We start from the raw sequence: 13,895 nt of genomic DNA, 5'->3' as shown, positions 1-13,895 counted from the left end.
CATGGAAAGCAGAAGAAATAATTTTATTTGGCTCGTAATGTCGCTCTTGGTGGTAACCGGAAGCGTCATGGCGCAAGAAGAGGAAAAAGTATATTTACCGGAATCATCACAATACAAAGACCCGACCACTAAAGTTTGGGTGAATACCTACGGTAAAATAAGAATAGGAAAACGTTTGTTTTGGGATGCACAGACCCATTTTCGTTTTCAAGAAACGGAAGAAACCCCGTTTATTGGTCAGATCGGTCAAATTTATAACCGCCACGCCATTGGGTACATTTATTCTAAAAAGGTGAACTTTAGTTTGGGTGGGGTAGTGCGTATCAATTTTAATACAGATGAGGATTCCGAAGATAGAAACGTGGTTCCCGAATGGCGTATTTGGCATCAGTATCAATTTGCACAGCCGCTATATACCGCAATGATTTACCATCGTATCCGAATAGAACATAGGTGGACGCAGAGTTTTGTAGAGAACAGTGATTACATCTACAGAAATAGATGGCGTTATATGTTCCGGGCAAAAGTGCCTTTAAACAGCCACAAACTAAAGCCCAAGACTTTTTACGTTTCCCCGGAAGCGGAACTGATTATGCAAAGCGGAAAAGAGGTTGTGGGCAGTGCCATGGAAGATTTACGATTGACGACCACTTTTGGTTATATCGCTACTCCAAGACTGACTTTTGCTGCCGGATTAATGTACTCCCAAGGACAGGATTTGGTCAATGCGGGATATTTTAAACAAACCTGGACGATGCGCTTTCATATGTACTATTCCCCGGATTTCAGAAGGGTGAAAAAGAAATTACCATCGATCCATCTAGACGATTAAGCCGTATAAAACATAAAACCAAGAAACCATGAAAAAGAATATTGCAATTTATGTGATTTTGGCCGCTAGTATCGGTTGTTCTTTGTTCTATTTTATAAAATCGAATTCGTTGAAGCAGCAGTTGGAGGAAGCCCAGGTACAACAAGGGCAGATTTCCGAAGAACTGGACGAATATGAGAAATTGGCTATTATAGATTCTATGTTGTTGGAAGGTAAATATGATTCGGCAATTGAATCGTATACGGCCTCTTTAAAGGTGAGGGAAGAAAATAAAATGGGAATTCCGTTACGTATTGCCTTGGCGCAGAAATTGGCACAAGTGAAGTCCGGAGCCCGACCAAAAGAAGATTCGTTAAAAGCGGAATTGGACAGTTTGCCAAAACCAACCAGAGCTACGGCAAGTGAAGTACGTAAATATGATTCTTTAAACTTTTCACTGGAGAAAACCAAAGTACAATTGGCCCGTTTGAAGAAACAGATGAAGGATAAATCTTCTGGCCAATACCTAAAATTTAAAAGTGCGAAAGGCAACTTAATGCACTATGTTGGCAAGGTAAAAAATGGAAAAGCCAACGGTTACGGAATTGCACTTTTGGATAGCGGCAGTCGTTACGAAGGGCAATGGGCGGACAACCAGCGCGATGGCGAAGGAACGTTCTACTGGCCTGATGGCGAATATTACATTGGTACCTACAAAAACGATAAACGCAGCGGATTTGGTACGTATTACTGGCCAAACGGCGAAAAGTACGCTGGCCAATGGAAAGAGGATAAACGTAGCGGAACCGGTAAATTCTTTGATTCTGATGGCGATTTGGTAGCCGGTGGCGAATGGAGCGATGACAAACTTGTGGAAATTAACGATAGGTAAAGTACGTTCTTATCTATAGCGAATATAAAGCCCCGTAAACAAAATGTTTACGGGGCTTTTTTGTTGATGATTTTTATAGTATTGATTTTAGTAGGTGTTTCTGATATGTGTTTTATATGCTTTGACATATAAAATGGGGCTAATGTTACTAATTATATGTTTTGGCATATAATGAAGTTTTGAAATTTGATTGAATTTGTATTTTAGACTAAACAAATCATCATATAATTATCCTTCTTTTCGTAACACCTCCAAAGGCGAACTACGCAACACGGTTTGAATATTACTTAGACCGATGATCAAGACGAGCAGCGTAATTCCCGGTAAGAACACCACAAACGGAATATATGACGGCACAAAGGGTTCCTTGAAAACAAATAGGGCCAAACATAGACTACTTATTAATGCTAGTATAATTCCGACCAAACTTCCTAACAAGCCTAAAAACACATATTCCAAAGCGGATATCTTTAAAATCTGATTGTTTTTGGCGCCCAACGTACGGAGCAACACGCTTTCCTTAATACGTTGGTATTTACTGGTTCTAACCGAGCCAATAAGTACGATAATACCCGTAAAAATGCTAAAAAACGCCATAAAATTGATGACCCAGGATACTTGGTCCAATATGTCTTCCAGCAAGGAGGAAACCTGTCTCAGGTCTATGATGGTCAAGTTCGGGAATTTCGCAACCAAGTCGCGTTGCAAAAGTGCCGAACCTTTTTCGTCCGGAATAGTACTTGTAAACACGTTGAACTGTGGTGCTTGTTCCAAAACCCCTTTAGGAAACAATATGGAAAAATTAAGCTGCATCTGTGCCCAGTCTACTTCACGGATGCTCCCCACCGTGGTTTCCATTAAAACACCTTGCACATTAAATACAACTGGGTCGCCAATGCCCAGTTTTGCATCTCTGGCCAGATTATCCGAAATGGATATAGAGATAGGTTCGCCTGTTTTTATTTCTGGCGTCCATTCGCCTTCCAGCAAATTTTCAGAAGAGGTAAGCGAATCACGGTAGGTGGTCCTAAATTCGTGGTTCAGAATCCAACGGCGTATTTGTTTTGTAGTGTCTTTTCGCAGTTCATTTACGGATGTGCCGTTAATGTTGTGCATTCGCATGGTCACCAAAGGAATATTCTTAAGTACGGGAAAACCTTTGCCGTTTATAGTTTGTGCAACCGAATCGCGCTGTTCCGGTTGAATATCCAAAATTATCATATTGGCCGCTTCTGAAGTATCTCCAACTTCGGCTTTTGCCAACAGAATATCTTTTGTAAAATATAAGGTGCTTATCAAGAACGTTCCCAAACCAATAGCGACCACCAAAACAACCGTTTGGTTATTGGGCCTGAAAAGGTTGAGTAAACTTTGCCGTGCGGTAAAGCTCCAATGCTTGGGAAAAAAGCGTTTTACCAACTTTGTAAAAAGCGAAGCTACAAGCCCCAGAACTGTAAACGTAACAAGAGTACCACCAACAAATGCCAAGGCATACATGGCATCTCTGATCAGCCAAAAGGAAAATAAAAATAAGAATACCAGAATGGCCCCAAATACCAATAATCGTATGGATTGTGGTTCTTGAGACGAATTTTCATCAACCCTTAAAACATCCAAAGGCGATACGTACCAGGTTCTTAATAGGGGAAGAAGTGCAAATAAAACGGACATAAACAGCCCGAGCAACACCCCAATAATCAATGGTTGTACGGAAATGGTAATTTCAAGGTCAAAGGGTAAAAACTCTTTGAGCAAATACGGAAATAACTCCTGTATGCCAATCCCGATCAACGACCCGATGAGACCACCAATTGCTCCTATTCCGGCAATCTGAATCAGGAAAATCAGAAAACTCTGAAGTCGGGAAGCACCCATACATTTTAAAATAGCGATAGCTTTTAATTTCTCTTTGATGTAGATATGTACCGAACTGGCAATACCGATACATCCTAAGAGTAAAGCGATAAAGGCAGCTAAGTTCAGAAACTTGCCCACATTGTCATAGCGCCTCCCCAAACGGTTCGTGGTGCTGGTATGGGTATCCAAATCAGCATTTTCCAATTCCAGTTCGGGCTCTAGTTTGTCCTGCAGTTGTTTTAGATTGACGGTATCCTGTACCTTGTAGTAATATTGATATTCTTTTCGACTGCCGAATTGTAGCAGTTTTGTAGCCTCAATATAGCGATAGGGAATGATAACAGGAGGCGCCACGGAAGTTGAAATGGCGGTACTGCCCGGAATCGCTTTTACCTCACCCGCAATAGGAATGGTCAGTTCGCCTATTTTTATTGAATCCCCTGGATGAATATCAAATTGAAGCATCAGCGTAGCATCTACCAGTGCTCCGCCCGACTCTTGGTAAGTGCCGGCAACGGAAGTCGGTTGCGTATCTATTTCCCCATAAAACGGAAAATCACCTTCCAGACCTTGGACCTTTACGAGTTTGGTGCCGCCGTTCTTAGGGAAAACGGCCATGGAGACAAAGTTAACTTCATACGCATCTGGCTGTAACGAATCTATAATAGCCTGTGCCCGTTCCGTAGGTATTTGCTTTGAGTCGATTTTAAAATCAGCACCCATTAACGCTTTGGACTGGCGCTGTATGTTGTCCTTTAAATTGGTGCTGAACAGCTGAATGGAAACGACCGCTGCAATGCCCAAAATAATGGAAGCCATAAATAGTAACAATCGCACTTTACTGGCTTTGGCATCGCGCAAAGCCATTTTAAAGAGCCAAGGTGTCCGTAAACTTTCGTTGGATGTAGAATTCTTCAAAATGCCGTAGTAGGTTGATTGGTTACTATTTTCCCACCTTTAAGCTGCAATATTTGCTGCGTACGGTTGGCCAATTCCAAATCATGGGTTATGATGACCAAGGTGGTGCCGTTTTCTTTGTTCAGGTCCAGCAATAACTGAATCACCTTTTCACCGGTTTCGGTATCTAGATTTCCCGTAGGTTCATCTGCAAATAAGATGGAAGGCGCATTTGCAAAAGCTCTTGCCAATGCCACACGCTGCTGTTCCCCGCCGGATAACTGCGAGGGATAATGATGTAAACGGTCTTTCAGTCCTACTTTTTCCAATAAATCCGTGCTTTTTTGAGTTGCATCCTTGGCACCCTGCAATTCCAAAGGAACACTCACGTTTTCCAGAGCGGTAAGTGTGGGCAGCAACTGAAAATTTTGGAATATAAAACCGACTTCCTTATTACGTAGTTGGGCGCGTTCGTCTTCGTTAAGCGTGTTCAAATCTTGTCCGCATAATTCTACGGAACCCGCATTAGGAGCGTCCAAACCGGCGCATAACCCCAGTAAAGTGGTCTTACCACTTCCCGATGGACCAACAATTGAAAAGGTCTGGCCTTTCTCAACGTGGAAGGAGATGTCTTGAAGAACTGTTAATTGCTTGTTACCGCTGGTGTATGTCTTTTCCAAACCGGTAATCTTTAATATATTTGACATTATCTAAATTTAAATAACTGTTCATGTTCAAGGCGCATAATAAAGATTTTCACTTTAATTTACCAACGTCGATTGAGCTGAAACTCATAAAGTTTAGTTATTTTTTTCTGGCGTTATTGTTCCTTTCTTGTGGCGAAGCGAAAAAAGAAAAAACGGATGAGGTTCAGCAAACTTCTGAACAGACGGAAAGTATCGCAACGACAGATACTGAAACGAAGAGTATTCTGTTTTTTGGGGACAGTATTACGGCGGGCTATGGTCTTGATGATACCAATGAGGCTTACCCGGCAGTTGTACAGGAAAAAATTGACTCCTTAGGATTGGATTATACGGTTATCAATTCCGGGGTAAGTGGTGAAACCACCGCTGGAGGCAGAAGCCGAATTGATTGGGTAGTCAAACAAGACCTCGATATTTTTGTATTGGAACTGGGGGCCAATGACGGCTTACGTGGTGTGGATTTATCGGAAACACGCTCCAACCTACAAGCAATAATTGATGTGGTGCGAGGTAAAAGTCCGAATATCAAAATCGTGCTTGCCGGTATGCAATTACCCCCTAATATGGGCCAGGAATATACCACGGAATTCAAACAACTTTTTGAGGAAATCGCCGAAAAGAATAACATTGCCTTTATTCCTTTTATTCTGAAAGATGTGGGTGGGATTGCTTCCTTAAATCAACCTGATGGCATTCACCCTACCGTAGAAGGCCATAAAATTGTTGCCAGTACCGTTTGGGAGACCTTGAGACCGTTGTTGTAGGGTTAAGGTTTACGCTGTATTTTTTTCGGCTAGGAAACGCTTGTTTCGCTAGGTTTTAACGAGCAAATTGTGTGTAAACACTTCTGATAATCACAACGTAAAAGGAGTTATTTTATCCTCATCATCGAGATACCTTTGAGGAATACACTTGCCTACAAGTGGCTCGTATAGTTCATACTTCATATTACTGCCCGAAAATTTAGAGGTCCAGTAAATCAATTTCTTTAAATTAAGATTTTTGAACTCTTCCGGTATGCGCTCTTGAAATTCACAACCGGTTATACTCAAAACTTCCAATTGGGTGAGCGTTGCTAATTCTATGGGTAGCGTACTTTGTTTAAAACCTTCTATTCCCAAAACACGAAGCGATTTCATAGTGCCTAACCATTGTGGTATTTCTCTTTTGCTATTCTTTTCGCTTATTAAAAGTGTATCCAGATTTAAAGTGGCAATTGCTTCTGGGTAGGTTTTCATTTCTTTGGATATATGTTCTAACCAAAGATATTTTAAGGTTTTCCATTGGGTGATGGTCTCAACTGCATCATATCCAAAGTCATCACAGAAATTAACTTTAAAGGCTTCTATTTTTGGAACCTCTAAGGCAGCTACGGTTTGAACATCACAGCTGTAAAGTTCTAGTATTTTTAGCTTCTGTAAATTCACCTTTGGAAGATTTTGAATACCCTTACATTCTCTTAGTTCCAGATGTTCAAGATTGGGAGTTTGCTCCAAAACTGACTGCAATGAGGCGCTATCTCCTTTGTAATTATTGAGTTGTAAGGATTTTAATTTTGAGTTTTTATAAACAGAAAGTCCCGCGCAGAATTCTGGTTTGTCTTCTGGGAATTCAATAAAAAGACGCTCTAAATTCGGACAAGTTTTGAACAGCTCCGTAACATTTGAAGCGGGACCGGTATATTCGTATTTCTTAATGTCCTCTGGATTTTTAAGAAACCCGAATCCCGATTCACCTGCGATATAGGAGTTGTTTTTACCTAAGTCCATCCGTTCGGCATCCACAACATTATAAAACTCTTTTAAATTGAATATGGGCGTATTTTCAACATACACTTGAGTTGCCGAACGCTTCGTTTTTCCAGGAACAATTTCTTTTAACCCTTTTATGGTCAGCTGCTCTGTATGTATTGGCAATGCATCCGTATTTAATTCCAAATGATTCTCAAACTGAACGGTGAACTGTTTTAGTTTTTTAATTTTAGAAAGAGCGGCGGGTATAATAGCCGAACTAGGTGCTTCGTCTACAGGTGTGGCATACGAAGTGTTTTTATACAGGGTGACGCTTTCTATTGTTTCCGATTCATTTATTTTATCAAAAATCCAATCTAAGTTGAGTACTAGTTTATAGGTTATTTTGGCTATGTTTTTAAATGCTGCCAAGGTGTTTGTATGCTTTGTTTCCGGAGCTTCGCAATCAATTGAAATGTTTGTCAATTCTGGAAAAAACTCCGCATTGTCCAATACATAATTTAGCAGTTTGGGTGTGTCTAAATTCAGTTCTTTTCGGCTTGATTTTTTAGTCATTGGGGCAATGTCTACATTACGATTGCCAATTTTTGTCACCAAATTCGGTTTCGATTCAAAACCAAAAAAGAAATCTGCAGAAATGGTTGTTATTTTAGGGGCTATAAGTTCAAACAGCTTTAACTCTGGCATTGCTTCAAACCCTGTTGGCAAGGTTGCTAAACTGTCTGAAACTACTTTAAATTTTTCTAGTTTTGGTAAGTTTTTCATTTCCTTTGGCAATGCTGTAAGCTCATCTAAACCGAACAAATCTATCTTGTTCAAAGTGGATGGAAATACAACTTCAGACAAATCTTTTACTCCTACATTTTGCAGCTTTAGCACTTTTAAACTTGTGAGGTGTGAGAGCCAATTGAAATCTTTTAAATAGGTATTGTTATCATCGCCTCCAAAAGAGTAATCGCCTTTAAAGTTGAATTCTTCTAGTGCTTTTAGTTTACCTATTGAAGAAGGTATTTGCTTTAAGTAAGGCATGTTCAGCTTCATTTGCTTCAAATTGACAAGGTTGCCCGACTCTTCTGGTAGTTGCTCAAAATCTGCCTTTATTTCCAGTTCTTCTAAAGTCGTTAATTGTGGTAAATACTCTAGAATAGAATTATAGCCGTTTCCCTCATCTTTTAGAGAGATTTCTAATTTTTGAATCCCGTTGAATCTGCCTAATATATTCGGGTGTTCTACCAAACGGTCTAAAAAGTTTTTGGTGAAATTGAATAGCCCTAATTCGGGTTCTTTGAATAATAACGAGTGTAGTTTAAATAGGTCTAGTTCATCAGAAAGTAATCCGTATTCCAACATCGCAACCAATCTGGAGTCTACGGATTTCACACCTCCTTTTTGACTTATCTTTTTCCGGCTTTTAAATGCCTCCTGTAAATTCTCCGGTGCTTGCTTTTTTATAATGTTGGTACACTCCGTTCTAATTTCTTTGTTAGCCGTGGTTTTTGCTATAACAAAAATTTCATAGTAAAAATCTTCAGGGTAGCTGGCACTCTTTTTAATTGCTTCAAAAGATGCATCTATCTCAAAAAAATCGAATTGAGGAGTTTCGTTTGTATTCGGCATAACACACGTAATAGTTTAGATGTACAAAGTTTTCTAAATGCATCCGAATTTTTGTCACTGCATTCCGTGATATTAAGAACCAAAAAAATCCTGTAGTCGAAAAAATCCCCAAATTCCGTTAGAAGGAAAAGTTGAAATCCGGCTACCTTGCCATAATTAATTTGCGACTATAAAATAACATTGTGCCGCGATAGTTTATATGTAGGCAATAGTTGTCAAGTCGTTATTTCAGAATAAAAAAGCATAAAGAATAGCATCATATGATTCCAGCAGAAGAAGCTCATAAATATATAGGTCAACATCAAAAACCAGCAGTAGACCGTTTTGAATTTCGTTCCTTTTCTCAACCCTACAGAAGGCTTGGGCAAATTTTAGGGCGAATAAAGAGGGAGAAGTATGAGTATTATAATATTAACGACTTCATTAATGAGTTTGATGATCCTTTAACAATCAACCCTTGGGCAACGGAAGAAGGCATGCGTTTGGGTATGCAATTATTTGGTTTGGTACAAGCACCGTACTTAGCTGCCATGTGGGATTTTATTAATACCATGCCTTACCAAAGAAGCTATGGTCGTAAAGCTTTTAGGTCTCAACCCAGTGAAGATATTTTACAGAATAAACTAACGATATTCAGTAATTTTTTAAGCGCTAGCCGTTCTGGTTTTTGCGGACTCACCTTACAAGAACATTTTCAATACAGCACGTATTACCCACATTCTAACAGTGTTTTTTTAGCTATTGTTTTGCAGAATAGCGGAGATATGTTCAATGAATTATTGAACGATATTATTCAAGGCGAAGATGAAATTGGAGGTGTAAGTCAAGATATTATCAAAGCCTTATTACTGTCGGAAGATGAAAAGCATTGGGAAATGGTGGGTAAATTATTGTTGGCGGCACAGCGCCAAGAAGGTTTGCGACAGTCCATTTTGGAATCTATGGATGAAGCGGGACTCCAGTCTTTAAAATACATGATCAATGTGGTGTTGGAGAACGACCTTACCCGTTTCAGTAGTGTGGTACGGGCGGTAAACACTTGGTTCGGATTAAATTGGGACGCCCCAAAGAAATCGGTCATCAATCGTATTTTAGAATTGGCGCATTCACTGATTTTAAACTTGAAGGAAGTAGATACGCTGCTGCAGAGCAAAGATAATATTGAGGTACTGGTGGCATTATGGGCTATCGGTATTTTAGATGCGGATAAAGCCAATGCCAAAGCCTTGGATATCGTGTATTCTTCAGCAGATAGAAATAAGAAGATTCTAGCGCTCTACTTTATGAGTAAAACCGAGCGTACCAATGATTCTTTGGTCCCTTATTTCATACAAGAATTAGGGAAAGATTATGCGCTAGACCATTGGATGGCGGTAAACTTACCGGAAATGCAGTTGGATAATGATACGTTCGTAAAACTGTTCGAGGTTGCAAAAACAGTTGGGAATAAGGGAAAAACATATGAAAGCAAGATTTTTTCTTGGTGGAGTTTTACCCCTAGCTCACAATATTTCTATCAGTTTTTATTGCATGAAGCTACGGAACAACAGCTGGAGCTAATGGCAAATGATTTAGATGAATTGCCATCGGAATTTAGGGAAACCTACATTCGTAAAGTTTTTCCAATACATTACAGTTATGCGTTTCACCAATATAAGACCGATGAGAAAAAAGTAAAGTTGGACTACGATAAATACTCGTGGCGTAGGGCATTGGCAAGAAAGGCGGTGTACAATAGAAACGAGTGTGTTATGGCAACGGGACTCAACATTTTCCGAAAGATGTATTTATATGATACAGATTTGGAGATTGCAGAAGATTTGCTGAAACGCAAAGGTAAAAGTATGCGTACCGCAGTAATTCAACTACTGGTCAGTTTGCCTAATGATGATGTAAAAACAAGTGCCACTAATCTGGTAACGGCAAAAAGTATAGACCAACGATTGGCAGGTTTGGAGATACTCACCATTTTAGATGCCGAGAACAGATATCCAGATTTTGTTGAAGCGCAAGTAGCCGCCTTTAACGAGCGACCTAAAATCTCCAAAAACGAACAGGTACTGTTAAATAAGTTCGTTAAAAATAAGGATGAATACAATTTCAGTAATGGTTTTGGAGCTATCGATTATGATAATCTAAGTGACGTGTACCAACCGCAACCGCGCTTTGAAGTTAAATCTAGTTTCTTGGATAAATTGGGTATTAAAGGCTCCATATCCTCGAATTTTAAGTTTAAGGATATTATCGATGTCAATAAAATCATAGCCACCGTTAACAGTCTAATTGCTTTGGTGAACGAAAACGGAAAATATGAATACCAGATGGAAGGCTACCAAGGTGAAACCGATACTACTTTTATTAACCGTGGGCTTCATGATATTAAAAGACTAGACGAGCATGCCACGGCAGAAGACCGTTTACATAATTTGCCATTGTCAAATATTTGGGTGGCTTGGTACGAGAAAAGCCAGCTGAACGATTTTGAAATGAGTGCCGTCTTGCGTTATCTAAACCATAAAAGTTATCCCTTTGGGCAGTATGAAGAACTGGTACCTTTTATGAAACAGTTTTTTCCCGATTTAACAGGGCTGCACCTTAACGACAATGAAAACTATTACACCAAAATAAGAACCTATAGTACCATTATTGGGCGTCTTTTTAAAGCGTACGCAGATAGAAGTGCCGTTGTTTCGTATAAGTTGGATGTCTTTGAGGATATGGTCGCTACCTTTCCGGAAAGGTTACGAAATTTACAGTTTCAATTAAGTGGTTACCACCATTCCATTACGGCGAATTGGGCGCATATTATAACTACGTTTGCAGGTAATTTAAGTGCAAATGAAATTGAATTACTTTCTAAAGAAGACCTAAAAAGATATTGGGACCTTCATATGTATTTGGTAGCGCAAGACCTTGGTCATCCAGATGAGATAACCGAAATAAAGGAAATAACCAGGGAGAAACGAAATTCGGGCAACCTGAAGTTTCCAGATATTGAGGTGACCTTAAAATTATATAAAGAAGGATTGATCAATGACGATGACCTTCTTTTTCAAGCATTATATTCCAACGAGCTCATGTCTATCATTGATGGTGGTTCTAACTATAGATTCCGCAGGAGTACTATTGCAGAAAATCCCGTTCCCAAACATGTGTTTTTACCCTTAAAAACAAACTTGTTGGAAACCGAGCTGGAGCGGGGCGATTTGGTAACTCCGGCAACGGAATTTGTTTTTCCTATACATACCGTAGAAGGGGTAGACTATGTTTTTAAGGTATTGCAACGTTTGGGAAAAGAAACCTTTGAGCGTGGCTACAGTTATTATGGCAATAGCAAAAGGTCGCTTTTTAGCTCTATTTTAAAGAAAACAACCTTTAAGGAAACCGAGAGTTATGCCGATTTTGTAGCATTGGCTGACGAACATAAAATACCCAAAAAACGACTGATAGAAGTGGCGTGCTACGCCACACAATGGGCAGGTGTTATTGGTGAATATTTAGGATTGGAAAAACTGGAAGATGCCGTTTGGTGGTTTCAAGCCCACGCCTCTGATTATATGAGCAGCGAGAAAGAAACCATTATTTCTAGGTATTCCAACATTCCAAAGTCCGACTTTTCATTGGGTGCCATAGATATCGATTGGTTCAATAAAGTGTACGGCAGTTTGGGTAAAGCCAACTGGAAAATACTGCACGATGCCGCCAAATATATTACCGATGGTAATGCACACAGATTGGTAAAATTATATTCCAGCGTAATGTTGGGCGAGGTGAAAATTACCGAGACCTTAAAGAAAATCAAGGATAAGCGAGATAAGGATTATGTGCGTGCCTTAGGGTTGATTCCGTTGAGCAAAACCGTACCTGAAAAAGATTTGTTGAAGCGGTACAACCTATTGCAAGATTTCCTAAAAGAAAGCAAGCAGTTTGGGGCACAGCGCCAAGAAAGCGAAAAGGCTGCGGTAGAAATTGCCCTAGATAATTTATCTAGAAATGCCGGTTACCAAGATCGTGTACGTTTCAGTTGGGCAATGGAGGCGAAAGCAACCCAGACCATTATGGAAAATGCGGTGTTAACTATTGAAGATACAGAGATTGCCTTGGTCATCAACGACCTGGGTAAAGCCGAAATTAAAGTTACCAAAGGCGATAAATCCTTAAAATCGATTCCTGCTAAACTGAGGAAAGACAAGCAGGTAGTCGCGCTTAAGGAAAGCAAAACCTATTTATCTAGGCAATATAGCAGAACCCGTTTGTCCTTAGAAAATGCCATGGTAAACGAAGATAAGTTTACCGCTTTGGAGATTCATAACATGATGCTGCATCCTATCGTAAAAGTGATGTTGAGCAAGTTGGTGCTGTTCGCTCCCGAAAAGGAAATTTCCGGTTTTTATACCGATGGTAGCCTTAGTGATGTATCTGGCAAAACCCATAAACTGCAAGAAGAAGACGAGTTGGTCATTGCCCATGCATCACATTTATACACAGCGGTGGAGTGGGATGTGTACCAAAAACACCTCTTTGCAGAGCGTTTGGTGCAGCCTTTCAAGCAAGTATTCAGAGAGTTATATTTACTCACCGAAGATGAGCGCGAGCACAGCAATAGGTCTGAGCGCTACCAAGGGCACCAAATTCAGCCCAAGCAAACGGTAGCACTGTTAAGAGGTCGCGGCTGGACGGTGAGTAGGGAAGAAGGCTTGCAGAAAGTATATCACAAACGTGGTTTCATCGCCACCATGTACGCCATGGCAGACTGGTATTCCCCGTCAGATGTAGAGGCGCCAACGCTAGAGGAAGTGTGTTTCCATTCCATTGAAACCCACGAGCGCATTCCGTTGACCGATATTCCGCCCGTGGTTTTTAGCGAGATCATGAGAGATATGGACCTTGTGGTAAGTGTTGCCCACGTTGGCGGCGTAGACCCAGAGGCGAGCCACAGTACTATGCAAATGCGCGCAGCCCTAGCCGAAGAATCGGCAAAACTGTTCAAGCTCAGCAACATAACGGTCAAAGAGCGCCACATATTTATACAGGGAACGTTGGGCGAGTACAGCATACATTTGGGTAGCGGTCAGGTGAGTAAAAACGGCTTGTCGTTGTCCATCATTCCCGTGCACAGTCAGCACAGAGGGCGCATGTTTTTACCCTTCGTTGACGACGACCCAAAATCTGCGGAAATCATTTCAAAAATGAAGTTGCTATCAGAAGACAATAAAATACAAGATCCAACAATTTTGGCACAGATAAACAGCTAAAAGTAAATGATAAGGGCGTTACCCCACTTAGGTGGGGTCGGGCTTTTGTTGCAAGTCCGCGTGCTATCGCACTGTGGGCTTTCCACGACAATCCCTAACGCAAAAACA

At 40.4% G+C, this 13,895-nt stretch carries 7 protein-coding genes; 4 read left to right on the top strand and 3 right to left on the bottom strand.

What is annotated here, in order from left to right:
* The first annotated feature begins 1 nt into the window (after nucleotide 1).
* Nucleotides 2–832 carry a DUF2490 domain-containing protein gene (locus P0077_RS03575; protein ID WP_276167790.1) on the top strand — a complete coding sequence of 277 codons (831 nt, stop codon included), beginning with the start codon at nucleotides 2–4 and terminating at the stop codon, nucleotides 830–832.
* Nucleotides 833–860: 28 nt separating this feature from the next.
* Nucleotides 861–1,703 (top strand): MORN repeat-containing protein, encoded by an 843-nt coding sequence (locus tag P0077_RS03570; RefSeq protein ID WP_276167789.1) that lies wholly within the window; start codon nucleotides 861–863, stop codon nucleotides 1,701–1,703.
* A 228-nt stretch (nucleotides 1,704–1,931) separates the two neighbouring features.
* Here the strand turns inward: P0077_RS03570 and P0077_RS03565 are convergent, their stop codons facing one another.
* On the bottom strand, nucleotides 1,932–4,427 hold the full coding sequence (locus tag P0077_RS03565) for an ABC transporter permease (protein WP_276169165.1): 2,496 nt from the start codon (nucleotides 4,425–4,427) through the stop codon (nucleotides 1,932–1,934).
* A gap of 47 nt (nucleotides 4,428–4,474) precedes the next feature.
* A complete protein-coding gene (locus P0077_RS03560) occupies nucleotides 4,475–5,164 on the bottom strand; it encodes an ABC transporter ATP-binding protein (RefSeq protein ID WP_276167788.1) in 690 nt (229 codons plus the stop codon).
* A 23-nt stretch (nucleotides 5,165–5,187) separates the two neighbouring features.
* On the opposite strand from P0077_RS03560, the gene P0077_RS03555 reads away from it, so the two are divergent.
* Nucleotides 5,188–5,928 (top strand): arylesterase, encoded by a 741-nt coding sequence (locus P0077_RS03555; RefSeq protein ID WP_276167787.1) that lies wholly within the window; start codon nucleotides 5,188–5,190, stop codon nucleotides 5,926–5,928.
* A gap of 90 nt (nucleotides 5,929–6,018) precedes the next feature.
* Here P0077_RS03555 and P0077_RS03550 read toward each other — a convergent pair whose 3' ends face one another.
* Nucleotides 6,019–8,532, bottom strand: a complete 2,514-nt coding sequence (locus P0077_RS03550; RefSeq protein ID WP_276167786.1) for a leucine-rich repeat domain-containing protein — start codon at nucleotides 8,530–8,532, stop codon at nucleotides 6,019–6,021.
* Between the two features lie 260 nt (nucleotides 8,533–8,792).
* Between P0077_RS03550 and P0077_RS03545 the strand changes: the two genes are divergently transcribed.
* Nucleotides 8,793–13,787: a DUF4132 domain-containing protein gene (locus P0077_RS03545; RefSeq protein ID WP_276167785.1), complete on the top strand. Its 4,995-nt coding sequence runs from the start codon at nucleotides 8,793–8,795 to the stop codon at nucleotides 13,785–13,787.
* The last annotated feature ends 108 nt before the right edge of the window (nucleotides 13,788–13,895 follow it).

It is taken from the genome of Zobellia alginiliquefaciens (assembly GCF_029323795.1).
GTDB classification, from domain to species: Bacteria; Bacteroidota; Bacteroidia; order Flavobacteriales; family Flavobacteriaceae; genus Zobellia; species Zobellia alginiliquefaciens.
This window is presented reverse-complemented; position numbering and strand designations above follow the sequence as displayed.